We start from the raw sequence: 14,702 nt of genomic DNA on the forward strand, positions 1-14,702 counted from the left end.
TGTGACGTGGCACTGATCCTGGTGCGTTGACATTGGTCAATCAGGCCGCAATCCTGCGCTGTTCAGCGTAAGGCGAGTACCGCCGCCCATTGTTCGGCAGTAACCGGCATCACCGACAGACGACTGCCTTTCTGGACCAGCGGCAGCTCGGCCAGGGCGCTCTGTTGCTTGAGGTAACCCAGGCCCAAGACCTTGCTGAAGGTTTCTACGTGAGCAACATCGACGGCGCTCCAAGGGTTCTTGTCGGCATTGGCCTTGGCATCGAAGTAATGGCTTTGCGGGTCCAGGGCCGTCGGGTCGGGATAGGCGGCGGCGCTGATCTTGGCGATACCGGCAATGCCGGGCTCGGGACAGCTGGAGTGATAGAAGAAAAACTGGTCACCGACTGCCATTGTGCGCAGGAAATTACGTGCCTGGTAGTTACGAACACCGTCCCAGCGTGCTTGTTTCAAGCGTGCCAGATCCTTGATCGAAAGTTCATCGGGTTCGGATTTCATCAGCCAATAGGCCATGGGTGCTGCTCCTGGCGAAATTTGAAATAACCTGTTGCATGAAACCGACGGTCGGTTGGCGTCAAGGTTTGCGTGTCGACGCAGGTTGTCGGAGAATGCGCCCATTTTAAGCTTGACGCTGCTGCAACCCATAAAAAACGTTGCTGACACGTGATCAGTTTGCCTGAGGGGGGCAATCGATGAATCGCAAACCGGACTTGCTCTGGATTCTGGTATTTCTGTTCGGTTTGGGTGTTGTCACTACCGGTTATGCGCAAAGCCTGTGGGAGCGCAAACTCGACGCTCCTTACGAGATACCGGTCAATCCGCAACAACGTTGATCGCTATGCTGGCGCCGCTTAGTCAGGCGCCAGGTACCAGCTACGGTCCGAGACCGTTCCTTGTAGCGGCACGTCCCAGCTGGCTTGGGCCAGTCGCTCGACTTTCTGACATTCATGTGCCAGCCCCAGCAGCAAAGGCTTTTTCCACGCCTTGCGGCGGGCCTGATAGGCCAGGCTTCGATCGTAAAATCCACCGCCCATGCCCAGACGGCCACCTACCTCGTCGAATCCCACCAATGGCAACAAGATCAGGTCCAGCGCCCAGATCGGCCGTTGCCGCGCCAGGCTGATGTGCGGCTCGGGGATGCGAAAGCGGTTAGGGCGCAGTTTTTCGCCGTGCTCGATGCGTTGAAAGACCATTTTGCTTCTTGGCCATGCTTGCAGCACCGGTAAGTAGGTACGCTTGCCACGTCGCTGAGCTTCGCGCAGCAACAAGCCTGGGTCGATCTCGCAATCATTGGGCAAATAGAGGGCGATGTGCCTGGCGCGGCGAAACAGTGGATGTTGGGCCAGTTGCCGGTACAGACCACGCGCTGCCTGCCGTTGCTCGGCCGGGCTCAGGGCGCGACGGGCATCGCGTAACAGGCGGCGAAGTTGGGGGCGGGTGAGCGGCGCGGTGTCGGTCATGGCACGGGCGTTCCCAGAGAGGGCTGGCGCCGAGGGCGACAGCTCGATTGCTCGCGTGTGAGGCGAACAAAGGTAATTCAGGCTCCCCGACGAACCGCTGTCGGTGTAGCCCTTGAACCCGAAAGTTCAAGGTGGAGATTGCAGGAGGCGTTCAGGCTTTCCGTCAAGCGGACATGCACACCGGCCCCAACGTGCAACCCCCGTGGTTGTGCGTATCGGCTCAGGGACATGACCGACTGGCAAGCACTCCAGGGAGTGGCGCCAGTATACTGAAACTCAACTGGTTTTTGTATCCGCATCGTCGGCCAGGGCCTGATCGACACGTTCCAGCAGGTCACGCACCTGTTCACGGCTGGCGCCACCGGTTGGCGCTTCAGGGCGCTCCTGATTGTGCAACAAGTCGTGAGTGATGTTCAGCGCCGCCATCACCGCGATCCGGTCGGCACCGATGACTTTGCCGCTGCTGCGGATTTCGCGCATCTTGCCATCCAGGTAGCGCGCCGCGCTGACCAGGTTGCTGCGCTCTTCAGGCGGACAGATGATCGAATATTCTTTGTCGAGGATCTGAACGGTGACGCTATTGCTTGAACTCATGAGTCTTGCTCCAGGGCCTTGAGTCGCAAAATCATCGATTCGACCTTACGCCGGGCGATTTCGTTTTTTTCGATGAGGTGGGCGCGCTCCTCGCGCCAGGACTTTTCCTGAGCTATTAGGAGTGCGTTTTGCCGTTTTAGTTGCTCGACTCGCTCAATCAGCAGTTCGAATCGGCCCATCAGCGATTGCAGATCGTTCTCTTGCATTGGTTGCCACTCGATTCGGTCTGGCGGGTGGTTGCCCGATTTATGCTCCGGCCTGCTCCGAGTTGGCCGCGTCGATGGTCTTGGCGCGCCTGCCGGTGCTAGGATACAAGGTCTTCATTCTAGTCATTGCGCCGTCTGGCGCCTAGTTGCCCATGCCCAATACCAATTCGCCGTACACCGCCTTCGCCACCTTGCTCAGCAGCAACGGGCATCCTGTATCTCCTGCCGAACTGCACGGGCTGTTGCTCGGACGCAGTTGCACCGGTGCCGGCTTTGATGCCGAAGCCTGGTTGGCCGATGCCGCGCACCTGCTGGAAAATGATCCGGCAGACAACGTTCGTAACGCTTTGATCGGTCTACAAGAGATGGTCAAGGGTGAGCTCACCGGTGACGATATCACTGTCGTACTGTTGCTGCCGGGCGATGACGTCGCGCTGACTGAACGCGCCGCGGCCCTGGGTGAGTGGTGCAAGGGCTTCCTCTATGGCTTTGGTCTGAACGCCGGTGGCTTGACCTTGAGCATCGAGGCCAAGGAAGTCCTGCAGGATCTGGATGCCATTTCCCAGGTTCAGGACGCTCTGGAAGAATCCGAAGACGGCGAAAGCGACTATATGGAAGTCATGGAGTACCTGCGCGTCGCACCGCTGCTGCTGTACACCGAGCTGGCCAAGGCGGTCGAGCCGGCAGCCAAACCTTCGCTGCACTGATTGCACAGGGACCCACTGCCCATGAGCCAAATCCCCAAGTCGGAATACGCCCGTCGACGCAAGGCGCTTATGGCGCAGATGGAGCCCAACAGTATTGCCATCCTGCCCGCCGCCGCAGTTGCCATTCGCAACCGTGACGTCGAGCACGTGTACCGCCAGGACAGTGACTTCCAGTACCTGAGTGGCTTCCCTGAGCCAGAAGCAGTGATCGCCCTGATCCCCGGTCGCGAGCACGGCGAATACGTGCTGTTCTGCCGTGAGCGCAATCCCGAGCGTGAGCTCTGGGATGGTCTGCGCGCCGGTCAGGAAGGCGCGATCCGCGACTTTGGCGCGGATGATGCCTTTCCCATCACGGACATCGACGACATCCTGCCCGGTCTGATCGAAGGCCGTGACCGGGTCTACTCGGCCATGGGCAGCAACCCGGAATTCGACCGTCACCTGATGGACTGGATCAATGTGATCCGCTCCAAGGCCCGTCTTGGCGCCCAGCCACCGAACGAATTCGTTGCCCTGGATCATCTGCTGCACGACATGCGCCTGTATAAGTCGGCGGCAGAAGTGAAAGTAATGCGCGAGGCCGCAGCGATTTCTGCCCGGGCGCACGTCAGGGCTATGCAAGCCTGTCGTGCGGGGTTGCGCGAGTACAGCCTGGAGGCTGAGCTCGATTATGAGTTCCGCAAGGGCGGGGCGAAGATGCCGGCCTATGGCTCGATCGTCGCCGCCGGCCGTAATGGCTGCATCCTGCATTACCAGGAAAATGACGCGCTGCTCAAGGACGGTGACCTGGTGTTGATCGACGCCGGTTGCGAAATCGACTGCTACGCCAGCGACATCACCCGGACCTTTCCGGTCAGCGGGCGGTTCTCGCCGGAGCAAAAGGCGATCTACGAATTGGTGCTCAAGGCGCAGGAGGCGGCATTTGCGGTCATTGCCCCGGGCAAGCACTGGAACCACGCCCATGAGGCGACGGTGCAGGTGATCACTGAAGGCCTGGTCGTGCTGGGTCTGCTTAAAGGTGATGTGCAGGAATTGATCGAAAGCGAGGCCTACCGGGCCTTCTACATGCACCGTGCCGGACACTGGCTGGGCATGGATGTGCATGATGTCGGTGAATACAAGGTCGGTGGTCAGTGGCGCGAGCTGGAACCGGGCATGGCCCTGACAGTGGAGCCTGGCATCTACATCGGTGCCGATAACCAGAGCGTCGCGAAAAAATGGCGCGGCATTGGTATACGTATCGAGGATGACGTAGTGGTAACTAAGCAGGGCTGTGAAATCCTGACCTCAGGTGTACCCAAGACGGTGGCCGAAATTGAAGCCTTAATGGCTGCCGCGCGCAGTGCTGCGGCATGAATCGGGTCAACCTGGCAATCATTGGCGGGGGCTTGGTCGGCGCGAGTCTGGCGCTTGCCCTGCAAGCCGGTGCCAAGGCGCGTGGCTGGAAAATTCTGCTGATTGAGCCGTTTGCGCCGGGCGATACCTATCAACCGAGCTATGACGCCCGCTCTTCGGCCTTGTCCTTCGGTACCCGACAGATTTATGAGCGTCTGGGTCTGTGGCAACCGATCAGCCGCCGCGCCGAACCGATCCGCCAGATTCAGGTGTCCGACCGTGGCCGCTTTGGTGCGACGCGTCTGGATGCACTGGAAGAGGGCGTACCTGCCCTGGGGTACGTGGTGGAGAACGCCTGGCTCGGCCAGTGTCTGTGGCAAGGCCTGGATGCCGAGGTGGTGAGCTGGCGCTGCCCGGCAGAAGTGACAGCCATGCAGGCGCTGGAAGACGGCTATCGGCTGACGCTCAATGACGACACCGAGGTCGAATGCGACCTGGCTGTGTTGGCCGATGGTGGTCGATCCGGTCTGCGCGAGCAACTGGGTATCCATGTCAGCTCGCGGCCGTACCACCAGAGCGCGCTGATTGCCAATATCACCCCGAGCGAAGCCCATTGTGGTCAAGCGTTTGAGCGCTTCACCGACGAAGGGCCAATGGCGCTGCTGCCGTTGCCGGAAAACCGCTGTGCGTTAGTCTGGACCCGCGCCGGCATGGACGCCAAACGCTTGGCCGAAATGGACGAGCGCAGCTTCCTCAGCGAGCTGCAGAGTGTGTTTGGCTACCGCTTGGGCGCCTTGCGCCAGGTCGGCGCGCGGCACTTGTATCCTTTGTCGCTGATCGAGGCTCAGGAGCAGGTGCGTGCGCACCTGGTGGTTCTGGGCAATGCCGCTCATAGCCTGCACCCGATTGCCGGCCAGGGCTTCAACCTGTCCCTGCGCGACGTGCAGGCACTGGCCGAAGGCTTGCTGGCAGGTCCTGCCGTTCCTGGTGACTTTGCCACGCTGCAGGCTTATCGCGAGCGCCAGCGCTTGGATCAGGAGCTGACTGTGGGCTTCTCCGACCGCGTCACGCGCTTGTTCGGCAGCGCGCAACCGCTGATTGCCACCGGGCGCAACCTGGGGTTGCTAGGGCTCGACCTGGTGCCCCCGGCCAAACGTTGGTTCGCCCGCCAGGCCATGGGCCTGGGAACCCGTCCGGATCCACGGAGCTGAGTATGAGCGACCCGCGCAAACTGGCTCGGCGTGCGCGCATGCTGCGCTGGATGCTGAACCTCTATCCGCCGTATATCGGCGCGGGCATTCGGGTACAAAGCATTAGCCCCGACCTGCGTCAGGTGAAAGTGCGCATGGGCCTGCACTGGTTCAATCGCAACTATGTCCAGACCCAGTTCGGCGGCAGCCTGTATTCGATGGTCGATCCGTTCTACATGCTGATGCTAATGGAGCTGCTGGGCCGCGAGTACATCGTCTGGGACAAGGCTGCCAGTATCGATTTTATTGCACCGGGCAAAGGCCCGGTGTTTGCCGACCTGCGTATTGATGACGCGCTGCTTGCCGAGATTCGCGAGCACACCGCAGGCGGCAAGAAGTACCTGCCACGACTTCAGGTCGATATCCGTGACGCTGCCGGTGAGCTGGTGGCGCAGGTCGACAAAACCCTTTACGTGCGGCTCAAGCCGCAAGCGAGACAGGCTTAAGGCATGGAAATGCGCGCAGATCTGTTGATTGTCGGTGCCGGTATGGTCGGCAGCGCCCTGGCCCTGGCTTTGCAGCACAGTGGCCTGGAGATTCTCCTGCTCGACGGCAGTTCACTGTCGGTCAAACCCTTTGATGAGCAATCTGCCTTCGAGCCACGGGTCAGTGCCCTGTCGATGGCCAGCCAGCGCATTCTCGAACGCCTGGGTGCCTGGCCGGGGATTGAACAGCGACGTATCAGCCCTTACTCGGACATGCGTGTCTGGGACGGTAGCGGCACCGGTCAGATCCATTTCTCGGCGGCCAGCGTGCATGCCGAGGTGTTGGGACACATCGTCGAGAACCGGGTGGTGCAGGATGGCCTGCTGGAACGCCTGCATGACAGCGAGATCGGCCTGTTGGCCAACGCCCGTCTGGAGCAGATGCGTCGCTCCGGTAACGAGTGGTTGCTGACCCTTGCCGATGGCCGCACCTTGCGTGCGCCACTGGTCATTGCCGCTGACGGCGCGAACTCTGCTGTGCGGCGCCTGACGGGGTGTGAGACGCGTGAGTGGGATTACCTTCACCACGCCATTGTCACCAGCGTACGTTGTGCTCAGCCGCATCAGGCGACCGCCTGGCAACGCTTTACCGATGATGGGCCGCTGGCGTTCCTGCCATTACTGCGCGATGGCCAGCAAGATTGGTGCTCGATCGTCTGGTCGACAACACCTGAACAGTCCGAGCGCCTGATGAAGCTGGACGACGCGGATTTCTGTGCACAACTCGAGCGCGCCTTTGAAGGCCGCTTAGGGGCCGTGCTTGAGACCGACCCACGACTTTGTGTGCCGCTGCGCCAGCGCCATGCCAAGCGCTATGTGGCCGAAGGCCTGGCGCTGATTGGTGACGCTGCGCACACCATTCACCCGTTGGCTGGGCAAGGGGTGAACCTCGGCTTTCTCGACGCGGCAGTACTGGCCGAAGAACTGCTGCATGCCTACGAGCGCGGTGAGCGGCAGGCAGATGTGCGCGTGTTGAGCCGCTTTGAGCGGCGGCGCATGCCGCACAACCTGGCGCTGATGGCGGCTATGGAAGGTTTCGAGCGCTTGTTCCAGGCCGATCCGCTGCCGCTGCGCTGGTTGCGCAACAGTGGTCTGAAATGGGTTGAGCAATTGCCTGAAGCCAAGGCGGTGTTCGTCCGTCAAGCCTTGGGCTTGAGCGGCGATTTGCCGGAATTGGCGCGGGCCTGACGCCGCCGTAACATCTGGTAACGCCTCCCCAGTGAGTTCGGTTGAGAAGGCAAATGGGATTAACTACCATTTGCGCCTCTATTTGAACTCCGAGGACTGCACCATGTTGCCACGCAAGCACGTATTGGCCGCCCTGGCTCTGACCCTGTTGGGCGGCACCGCCCAGGCGGCGGACGAGGTGGTGGTGTATTCCTCGCGCATCGACGAGCTGATCAAGCCGGTGTTCGACGCTTACACTAAAGAGACCGGGGTGAAGATCAAGTTCATCACCGACAAGGAAGCGCCGCTGATGCAGCGGATCAAGGCCGAAGGGCAGAACGCCACCGCCGACCTGCTGCTTACTGTCGATGCCGGTAACCTTTGGCAGGCTGAGCAGATGGGCATCCTTCAGCCGATCAAGTCTGAGGTGATCGACAAGAACATTCCTGCTCAGTACCGCGCTTCGTCCCATGACTGGACCGGTCTCAGCCTGCGCGCGCGGACCATCGCCTACTCCACCGAACGGGTCAAACCTGAAGAGTTGAGTACCTACGAAGCCCTGGCTGACAAAAACTGGGAAGGCCGTCTGTGCCTGCGCACGGCGAAAAAGGTCTACAACCAATCGCTGACCGCGACCCTGATCGAAACCCACGGCGAGAAGAAAACCGAGGAAATCATCAAGGGCTGGGTCAATAACCTGTCCACCGACGTGTTCTCCGATGACACCGCTTTGCTGCAAGCAATCAACGCGGGTCAGTGCGACGTCGGTATCGTCAACACCTACTACTACGGTCGCCTGCACAAGGAAGACCCGAAGCTGGCGGTCAAGCTGTTCTGGCCAAACCAGGCCGATCGCGGTGTGCACGTCAACCTGTCGGGTATTGGCCTGACCAAATATGCGCCACATCCTGTAGCAGCGAAGAAGCTGGTCGAGTGGATGACCGGTCCAGAGGCACAGAAAATGTTCGCTGACGTAAACCAGGAGTTCCCGGCCAACCCGAAAGTGGCGCCATCGGAAGAAGTGGCGGCCTGGGGTTCGTTCAAGGCTGACAGCATCCCGGTTGAAATTGCCGGTAAGCGTCAGGCTGAGGCAATTCGCCTGATGGATCGGGCTGGCTGGAACTAAGCGCCAGGCTTTATCCTTGTGGGGCCCTAGCGGGCTCCAATCGCGGGCATTGCCAGCGCCCACATTGACGTCATCCTGTCGGTGGGGGCTGGCAATGCCCGTGATCGACCGCAACGCGGTCGCAATCTTTCCCACAGAGATTTCCTTTTGGCTCACCCCGCCCAACGCCGCTGGTATCCCCTGGTTTTCACCATCGCCGCTCTGGTGCTGCTGCCGCTGAGTGTGTTGCTGTTGTCCTGGCAGTCGGTCGACATGCAGATCTGGTCGCACCTGCTCGATACCCAGATGAGCCGCCTGTTGGGCAACACCTTGACCCTGATTGTCGGGGTTGGAGTGGGCGTTACGGTGCTGGGCGTGAGCCTGGCCTGGCTCACCAGCCTGTGTGAATTTCCCGGACGACGCTGGCTGGACTGGGCACTGATGCTGCCATTTGCCATCCCCGCCTATGTGCTGGCGTTTGTCTTTGTTGGCTTGCTGGACTTTGCCGGCCCTGTGCAAACATTGCTGCGTGAGGCATTCGGGCCCATGCGTTTGCCGCGCGTTCGCTCCACCGGTGGGGTGATCATCGTGCTGGTGCTGGTGTTCTACCCCTATGTCTACCTGCTTGCCCGTACCGCGTTCCTGGCCCAGGGGAAAGGCCTTATGGAGGCGGCGAGGGTGCTCGGCCTTTCGCCACTGCAAGCCTTCTGGCGGGTGGCGCTACCGATGGCGCGCCCGGCCATCGGTGCCGGTATCGCGTTGGCCCTGATGGAGACTCTGGCCGATTTTGGCGCGGTGTCGGTGTTCAATTTCGACACCTTCACCACGGCGATCTACAAGACCTGGTATGGCTTCTTCAGCCTATCGAGCGCTGCCCAACTGGCCAGCTTGCTGCTACTTGCGGTGATGCTGGTGCTGTACGGTGAGCGCCGGGCCCGTGGCGCGGTGCGTAGCAGCAATGAGCGTCCACGAGGCAAGGCGTTGTACCACCTACGGGGCATCAAGGCGCTGGCGGCCAGCAGTTGGTGCTTGCTGGTGTTTGCCTGCGCCTTTGTCATCCCGGTGCTGCAATTGCTGGTGTGGTTCTGGACGCGTGGGCGCTTCGATCTGGATGAGCGCTATACCAGCCTGATCCTGCATACGCTCTATCTGGGAGCCATGGCTGCGCTGATCACTGTCTGTGTTGCGATGGTCTTGGCGTTTGCCCGCAGGCAGGCTCCCACCCCTGGTATTCGTGCTGGCGTCGGCTTGGCCAACTTGGGCTATGCCTTGCCTGGCTCGGTATTGGCGGTGTCGATCATGCTGGCCTTCAGTTACCTCGACAATCAGCTAGTGGTGCCACTGTCCACTTGGCTCGGCGGTGCCGGTAGGCCGCTGTTGTTGGGCAGTTTGTTTGCCTTATTGCTGGCTTATCTGGTGCGCTTCATTGCTGTGGCCTATGGGCCGCTGGAAAATAGTCTGGGGCGGATTCGCCCGTCACTACCTGAAGCCTCGCGCAGCCTCGGCGTCAGTGGGCCAAGATTGTTTTTCAAGGTGTATCTACCGCTACTGGTGCCGGGTGCCTTGAGCGCTGCCTTGCTGGTGTTTGTCGACGTCCTCAAAGAGATGCCAGCGACCTTGCTGATGCGCCCGTTCGGTTGGGACACCCTGGCCGTCAGGGTATTTGAGATGACCAGCGAAGGGGAGTGGGCACGGGCTTCGTTGCCTGCCTTGACGCTGATTCTGGTGGGCTTGTTGCCAGTCATCGGCCTGATTCGACGTTCAGCCCGGCACGTAGGTCAAACGCGCTGAGGGTGCCAGCCTTCAAGCTTGCAGCTACAATGCGCGGCATTCGCTGCGGCCGGTCCTACAGACCGGGTAGCTACAACGTTACCTACAGCCGTTAGCTTCGCCACGCCCGGAAGGAGAAACCCATGGGACAGCGTACGCCTCTGTATGACCTGCACCTGGCGCTAGGCGCCAAGATGGTCGATTTTGGCGGTTGGGACATGCCCCTGCATTATGGCTCGCAGGTCGAGGAGCACCATCAGGTGCGCCGTGACTGCGGGGTGTTCGATGTTTCCCATATGACCGTAATCGATGTTCATGGCGACCAGGCCAGTGCCTGGCTGCAGCGTTTGCTGGCCAATGACGTCAATCGTCTGGCTGAGTCCGGCAAAGCCTTGTACAGCACCATGCTGGACGAGCAGGGCCGGGTCGTTGACGACATGATCGTCTACCGCTGCGATGAGGGTTATCGTCTGGTGGTTAACGCTTCGACCCGTGACAAGGACCTGAAGTGGCTGAACGACCACAAAGGCGCGTTCCAGATCGAACTCAGTGAGCGTCCGGAGCTGGCCATCCTGGCTATCCAGGGTCCTGAGGCGCGCAGTAAGGTCGCCGAGTTGGTAAGCGCTCCGCGAGCAACCCTGATCCGCGAACTCAAACCCTTCGAAGGCCGAGCCGAAGGCGATTGGTTTGTTGCCCGTACCGGCTATACCGGCGAAGACGGCTTGGAAATCATTTTACCCGCCCTGCAGGCGCCCGCCTTCTTCAACGATCTGGTCGGTGCCGGGATCGCCCCAAGCGGCCTCGGTGCACGCGATACGCTGCGCCTTGAGGCCGGTATGAACCTGTATGGCCAGGATATCGACGAGGATCACACCCCGCTGACCTCGAACTTGGGCTGGAGCGTCGCCTGGGAGCCGGCTGAGCGGGAGTTCATCGGTCGTAACGGATTGCTGGCGGAAATCGAGCAGGGCGTCGAGCAGAAACTGGTCGGTTTAGTACTTGAAGAGCGTGGTGTTTTGCGTGCTCACCAGGTGGTGCGCGTCGCTGGTATTGGCGAAGGGGAGATCACCAGTGGTAGCTTCTCTCCTACGCTGAGCAAATCCATTGCGCTGGCGCGGGTGCCGATGGCAACCGCCGATCGTGCCGAGGTGGAGATCCGCGGCAAGTGGTACCCGGTGCGGGTGGTCAAGCCGACCTTCGTGCGCCATGGCAAGATTCTGATCTGAACCTAATTTTGGCGGGCTGACCGCTTACCCTATCGAGGAAAACAAGATGAGCAATATCCCCGCCGACCTGCGTTTTGCTGAAAGCCACGAGTGGGCCAAGTTGGAAACCGACGGCACGATCACTGTCGGTATCAGCGACCACGCCCAAGAAGCCCTGGGTGACGTGGTGTTCGTCGAGCTGGCGGAAGTAGGTAAAGTCTTCGCCGCAGGCGATGCTGCCGGTGTGGTTGAGTCGGTCAAGGCCGCTTCAGACATCTATGCACCGGTCAGCGGTGAAGTGATCGCGGTCAATGAAGCACTGGCTGACAGCCCTGAGTCGCTGAACAGCGATCCGTATGGCAGCTGGATCTTCAAGCTTAAGCCAAGCGACAAGGCTGAGCTGGACAAGCTGCTGGACGCCGCTGGCTACAAAGCCGCCATCGGCGAATAGTTTTCACACAAAGCGGCAATCTCTTCCTAGACTCAATATGCCTCGGTTGGTCGGGGCTTGGTCTAGGAAGAGAGAGCCGCTATGTCCCAGTCGCCGTCCCTGAGCCAACTGCACGACCCCAATCCGTTCCTGCGTCGTCACTTGGGCCCCGATGCCTCGGAGCAGCAGGCCATGCTGCAGTCCCTGGGTTTAGGCAGTCGTGGTGAGTTGATCGAACAGACCGTCCCCCCGGGCATCCGCCTGAACCGGCCGCTGGACTTACCTGCCGCCTTGGACGAACAGGCCGCCCTGAGCAAGCTCAGAGGTTATGCCGAGCAAAACCAGGTGTGGACCAGCCTGATCGGCATGGGCTACCACGGCACGATCACGCCGACCGTCATCCTGCGTAACGTCCTGGAAAACCCAGGCTGGTATACCGCTTACACGCCGTATCAGCCGGAAATTGCCCAGGGGCGTCTGGAAGCCTTGCTCAACTTCCAGCAAATGATCATCGACCTCACCGGGCTGGACCTGGCCAACGCTTCATTGCTCGATGAAGCCACCGCAGCGGCCGAAGCCATGGCCTTGGCCAAGCGTATGGCCAAGTCGAAAAGCAATGTGTTCTTTGCCGATGAGCACTGCCATCCACAAACCCTGTCGGTGTTGCAGACTCGCGCCGAGGGCTTTGGCTTCGAGTTGGTGGTAGATGCGGTGGATAACTTGGCCAACTACCAGGTCTTCGGCGCGTTGCTGCAATACCCCGACACCCATGGCGAGATTCGCGACTTGCGGCCCATGGTTGAGCAGTTGCATAAGCAACATGCCCTGGCCTGTGTGGCCGCCGACCTGCTCAGTCTGCTGATGCTAACCCCGCCAGGTGAGTTGGGAGCCGATGTGGCCTTGGGTTCGTCGCAGCGCTTTGGCGTGCCGATGGGCTACGGCGGCCCGCATGCGGCTTTCTTTGCCTGTCGTGATGCGTTCAAGCGGGCGATGCCAGGACGCATCATCGGTGTGTCCAAAGATGCTCGCGGCAACGTGGCGCTGCGCATGGCCCTGCAAACGCGCGAGCAACATATCCGCCGCGAGAAAGCCAACTCCAACATCTGCACTGCACAGGTACTGCTGGCCAACATCGCCGCGCTCTATGCGGTTTACCATGGGCCACATGGCTTGCAGCGGATCGCCCAGCGGGTGCATGCACTGACCTTCATTCTCGCCGCTGGCCTTGAGAGCAAAGGTATCAAGCGCCTCAACCAGCACTTCTTCGACACCCTGACGCTGGAAGTGGGTGGCAGCCAGACGGCGATCATCGAAAGCGCTGAAGCTGCGCAAATCAACTTACGCATACTCGGCCGGGGCCAGTTGGGTGTCAGCCTCGACGAAACCTGTGACGAAAGCACGGTACTGCGCTTGTTCGATATTTTCCTCGGTGCCGATCATGGCCTGGACATCACCAGCCTCGATGCCCAGGCCTTGCCCGAAGGCATTCCGGCAGCCCTGGTGCGGCGTTCGGCCTTTCTCACCCATCCGGTGTTCAACCTGCACCACAGCGAAACCGAGATGCTGCGCTACCTCAAGCAGCTGGAACACAAGGACCTGGCGCTTAACCAGTCGATGATTCCGTTGGGCTCCTGCACCATGAAGCTCAATGCCACAAGCGAGATGATCCCGATTACCTGGCCAGGGTTCGCCTTGTTGCACCCCTTTGCCCCTGTTGCGCAAGTGCAGGGCTACAAGGCGATGATCGATGAGCTGGAAGCCTGGCTGTGCGCGATCACCGGCTTTGATGCTATCTGCATGCAGCCCAACTCAGGTGCCCAGGGTGAGTACGCGGGGTTGATGGCGATTGCCAAATATCACCGCAGCCGTCATCAGAGTCAGCGCGATATTTGTCTGATTCCATCGTCGGCACATGGCACCAACCCCGCGTCGGCGCAGATGGCTGGTATGCAGGTGGTGATCGTAGATTGTGATGAGGCGGGCAACGTTGATCTGGCCGACCTCAAAGCCAAGGCCCAGGCCGCCGGAGAACGCTTGTCATGTTTGATGGCGACCTACCCCTCGACTCATGGGGTGTATGAAGAAGGCATCAGCGAGATCTGCGAGGTTATCCACAAACAGGGTGGCCAGGTGTACATGGACGGCGCCAATCTCAATGCCCAGGTTGGCCTGACCCGACCCGCCGATATCGGCGCCGATGTTTCGCACATGAACTTGCACAAGACGTTCTGCATCCCGCACGGCGGTGGCGGGCCAGGAATGGGCCCGATTGGCGTGCGGGCCCACTTGGCGCCTTTCGTGGCCAGCCACCCGGTGATCCCGGTGCCCGGGCCAGATCCACAGAACAGCGCAGTCAGCGCCGCGCCGTGGGGAAGTGCGAGCATTCTGCCGATCAGTTGGATGTATATCGCCATGATGGGCCCGCAACTGGCCGATGCCAGTGAAGTGGCGATTCTTTCGGCCAACTACTTGGCCGAGCAACTGGGCGCAGCCTTCCCGGTGTTGTACCGCGGGCGTAACGAGCGCGTGGCCCATGAGTGCATTCTTGATCTACGGCCGTTGAAAGCACTAACCGGGATAACCGAGGAGGATGTCGCCAAGCGTCTGATGGATTATGGTTTCCATGCGCCGACCATGTCGTTTCCGGTGCCGGGGACGTTGATGGTCGAGCCGACCGAGAGTGAGTCAAAAGCCGAGCTGGATCGCTTTGTCGAGGCAATGCTGAGTATTCGTGCGGAGATTCGTGAAGTGCAGGATGGCAACTGGTCGGCGGAAGACAACCCGCTCAAACATGCACCGCATACCTTGGCGGATGTCTTGGGAATCTGGGAGCGTCCCTACAGCATTGCCCAGGGCGTTGCACCGAGTGAGCATGCGCGCCTGCACAAGTATTGGCCGGCGGTGAATCGCGTGGACAATGTGTTTGGTGACCGGAATCTGTTCTGTGCCTGTGTACCGGTGGAGGATTATCGGTAAATGGTGACTGTAG

Annotated in this window: 15 protein-coding genes and 1 other RNA gene; 11 read left to right on the forward strand and 5 right to left on the reverse strand. The window is 60.4% G+C overall.

From position 1 onward, the window contains the following. Positions 1 to 62: 62 nt before the first annotated feature. Positions 63 to 512, reverse strand: coding sequence for an EVE domain-containing protein (locus ACQRAX_RS08755; RefSeq protein WP_412040060.1), 450 nt, complete (start codon positions 510 to 512; stop codon positions 63 to 65). A gap of 179 nt (positions 513 to 691) precedes the next feature. On the opposite strand from ACQRAX_RS08755, the gene ACQRAX_RS08760 reads away from it, so the two are divergent. Next, entirely contained in the window at positions 692 to 832 is a 141-nt protein-coding gene (locus ACQRAX_RS08760) for a hypothetical protein (protein ID WP_203479019.1), read from the forward strand. A gap of 18 nt (positions 833 to 850) precedes the next feature. Here the strand turns inward: ACQRAX_RS08760 and ACQRAX_RS08765 are convergent, their stop codons facing one another. From ACQRAX_RS08765 to ACQRAX_RS08780, 4 genes are all read right to left on the reverse strand, one after another. Beyond that, entirely contained in the window at positions 851 to 1,459 is a 609-nt protein-coding gene (locus ACQRAX_RS08765; RefSeq protein WP_412040059.1) for a 5-formyltetrahydrofolate cyclo-ligase, read from the reverse strand. Positions 1,460 to 1,538: 79 nt separating this feature from the next. Further along, positions 1,539 to 1,717, reverse strand: a non-coding RNA gene (gene ssrS, locus ACQRAX_RS08770) — 6S RNA. Positions 1,718 to 1,735: 18 nt separating this feature from the next. Continuing rightward, positions 1,736 to 2,053 (reverse strand): cell division protein ZapA, encoded by a 318-nt coding sequence (locus tag ACQRAX_RS08775; RefSeq protein ID WP_412040058.1) that lies wholly within the window; start codon positions 2,051 to 2,053, stop codon positions 1,736 to 1,738. Further along, positions 2,050 to 2,259: a TIGR02449 family protein gene (locus ACQRAX_RS08780; RefSeq protein ID WP_412040057.1), complete on the reverse strand. Its 210-nt coding sequence runs from the start codon at positions 2,257 to 2,259 to the stop codon at positions 2,050 to 2,052. Before ACQRAX_RS08780 ends, ACQRAX_RS08775 begins: the two co-directional genes overlap by 4 nt. A 152-nt stretch (positions 2,260 to 2,411) precedes the next feature. Here ACQRAX_RS08780 and ACQRAX_RS08785 point away from each other — a divergent pair, with 152 nt between their 5' ends. The 10 genes from ACQRAX_RS08785 to gcvP all read left to right on the forward strand — a co-directional run bounded on the left by ACQRAX_RS08785 (position 2,412) and on the right by gcvP (position 14,689). Then, on the forward strand, positions 2,412 to 2,966 hold the full coding sequence (locus ACQRAX_RS08785; RefSeq protein ID WP_412040056.1) for a YecA family protein: 555 nt from the start codon (positions 2,412 to 2,414) through the stop codon (positions 2,964 to 2,966). 21 nt (positions 2,967 to 2,987) lie between these two features. Beyond that, complete coding sequence (gene pepP, locus ACQRAX_RS08790) at positions 2,988 to 4,322, forward strand: Xaa-Pro aminopeptidase (RefSeq protein ID WP_412040055.1); 1,335 nt, start codon at positions 2,988 to 2,990, stop codon at positions 4,320 to 4,322. After that, on the forward strand, positions 4,319 to 5,512 hold the full coding sequence (ubiH, locus tag ACQRAX_RS08795; RefSeq protein ID WP_412040054.1) for a 2-octaprenyl-6-methoxyphenyl hydroxylase: 1,194 nt from the start codon (positions 4,319 to 4,321) through the stop codon (positions 5,510 to 5,512). Before pepP ends, ubiH begins: the two co-directional genes overlap by 4 nt. 2 nt (positions 5,513 to 5,514) lie before the next feature. Continuing rightward, on the forward strand, positions 5,515 to 5,997 hold the full coding sequence (locus ACQRAX_RS08800) for a DUF4442 domain-containing protein (protein ID WP_412040053.1): 483 nt from the start codon (positions 5,515 to 5,517) through the stop codon (positions 5,995 to 5,997). Positions 5,998 to 6,006: 9 nt separating this feature from the next. Further along, the gene (locus ACQRAX_RS08805) at positions 6,007 to 7,224 is read left to right on the forward strand and encodes a 2-octaprenyl-3-methyl-6-methoxy-1,4-benzoquinol hydroxylase (protein WP_412040138.1); all 1,218 of its coding nucleotides are present in this window, start codon (positions 6,007 to 6,009) and stop codon (positions 7,222 to 7,224) included. A gap of 103 nt (positions 7,225 to 7,327) precedes the next feature. After that, on the forward strand, positions 7,328 to 8,329 hold the full coding sequence (locus ACQRAX_RS08810) for an extracellular solute-binding protein (RefSeq protein ID WP_412040052.1): 1,002 nt from the start codon (positions 7,328 to 7,330) through the stop codon (positions 8,327 to 8,329). Between the two features lie 147 nt (positions 8,330 to 8,476). After that, positions 8,477 to 10,099, forward strand: a complete 1,623-nt coding sequence (locus ACQRAX_RS08815; protein WP_412040051.1) for an ABC transporter permease — start codon at positions 8,477 to 8,479, stop codon at positions 10,097 to 10,099. 122 nt (positions 10,100 to 10,221) lie between these two features. Further along, entirely contained in the window at positions 10,222 to 11,304 is a 1,083-nt protein-coding gene (gcvT, locus tag ACQRAX_RS08820; protein ID WP_412040050.1) for a glycine cleavage system aminomethyltransferase GcvT, read from the forward strand. 46 nt (positions 11,305 to 11,350) lie between these two features. After that, positions 11,351 to 11,734: a glycine cleavage system protein GcvH gene (gene gcvH, locus ACQRAX_RS08825; RefSeq protein WP_412040049.1), complete on the forward strand. Its 384-nt coding sequence runs from the start codon at positions 11,351 to 11,353 to the stop codon at positions 11,732 to 11,734. Between the two features lie 81 nt (positions 11,735 to 11,815). Then, on the forward strand, positions 11,816 to 14,689 hold the full coding sequence (gcvP, locus tag ACQRAX_RS08830; RefSeq protein ID WP_412040048.1) for an aminomethyl-transferring glycine dehydrogenase: 2,874 nt from the start codon (positions 11,816 to 11,818) through the stop codon (positions 14,687 to 14,689). Positions 14,690 to 14,702: the final 13 nt, after the last annotated feature.

Origin of the sequence: Pseudomonas sp. UM16 (assembly GCF_050312595.1) — a bacterium.
GTDB lineage: Bacteria > Pseudomonadota > Gammaproteobacteria > Pseudomonadales > Pseudomonadaceae > Aquipseudomonas.

What these genes read in the sequence shown, in the direction of transcription:
- ubiH (WP_412040054.1), top strand. Translation starts at nt 4,319, where the DNA reads ATGAATCGGGTCAACCTGGCAATCATTGGCGGGGGCTTGGTCGGCGCG.
- gcvT (WP_412040050.1), top strand. Translation starts at nt 10,222, where the DNA reads ATGGGACAGCGTACGCCTCTGTATGACCTGCACCTGGCGCTAGGCGCC.
- ACQRAX_RS08765 (WP_412040059.1), bottom strand. Translation starts at nt 1,459, where the DNA reads ATGACCGACACCGCGCCGCTCACCCGCCCCCAACTTCGCCGCCTGTTA.
- ACQRAX_RS08755 (WP_412040060.1), bottom strand. Translation starts at nt 512, where the DNA reads ATGGCCTATTGGCTGATGAAATCCGAACCCGATGAACTTTCGATCAAG.
- ACQRAX_RS08800 (WP_412040053.1), top strand. Translation starts at nt 5,515, where the DNA reads ATGAGCGACCCGCGCAAACTGGCTCGGCGTGCGCGCATGCTGCGCTGG.
- ACQRAX_RS08810 (WP_412040052.1), top strand. Translation starts at nt 7,328, where the DNA reads ATGTTGCCACGCAAGCACGTATTGGCCGCCCTGGCTCTGACCCTGTTG.
- ACQRAX_RS08775 (WP_412040058.1), bottom strand. Translation starts at nt 2,053, where the DNA reads ATGAGTTCAAGCAATAGCGTCACCGTTCAGATCCTCGACAAAGAATAT.
- ACQRAX_RS08760 (WP_203479019.1), top strand. Translation starts at nt 692, where the DNA reads ATGAATCGCAAACCGGACTTGCTCTGGATTCTGGTATTTCTGTTCGGT.
- ACQRAX_RS08780 (WP_412040057.1), bottom strand. Translation starts at nt 2,259, where the DNA reads ATGCAAGAGAACGATCTGCAATCGCTGATGGGCCGATTCGAACTGCTG.
- gcvP (WP_412040048.1), top strand. Translation starts at nt 11,816, where the DNA reads ATGTCCCAGTCGCCGTCCCTGAGCCAACTGCACGACCCCAATCCGTTC.
- ACQRAX_RS08805 (WP_412040138.1), top strand. Translation starts at nt 6,007, where the DNA reads ATGCGCGCAGATCTGTTGATTGTCGGTGCCGGTATGGTCGGCAGCGCC.
- gcvH (WP_412040049.1), top strand. Translation starts at nt 11,351, where the DNA reads ATGAGCAATATCCCCGCCGACCTGCGTTTTGCTGAAAGCCACGAGTGG.
- pepP (WP_412040055.1), top strand. Translation starts at nt 2,988, where the DNA reads ATGAGCCAAATCCCCAAGTCGGAATACGCCCGTCGACGCAAGGCGCTT.
- ACQRAX_RS08785 (WP_412040056.1), top strand. Translation starts at nt 2,412, where the DNA reads ATGCCCAATACCAATTCGCCGTACACCGCCTTCGCCACCTTGCTCAGC.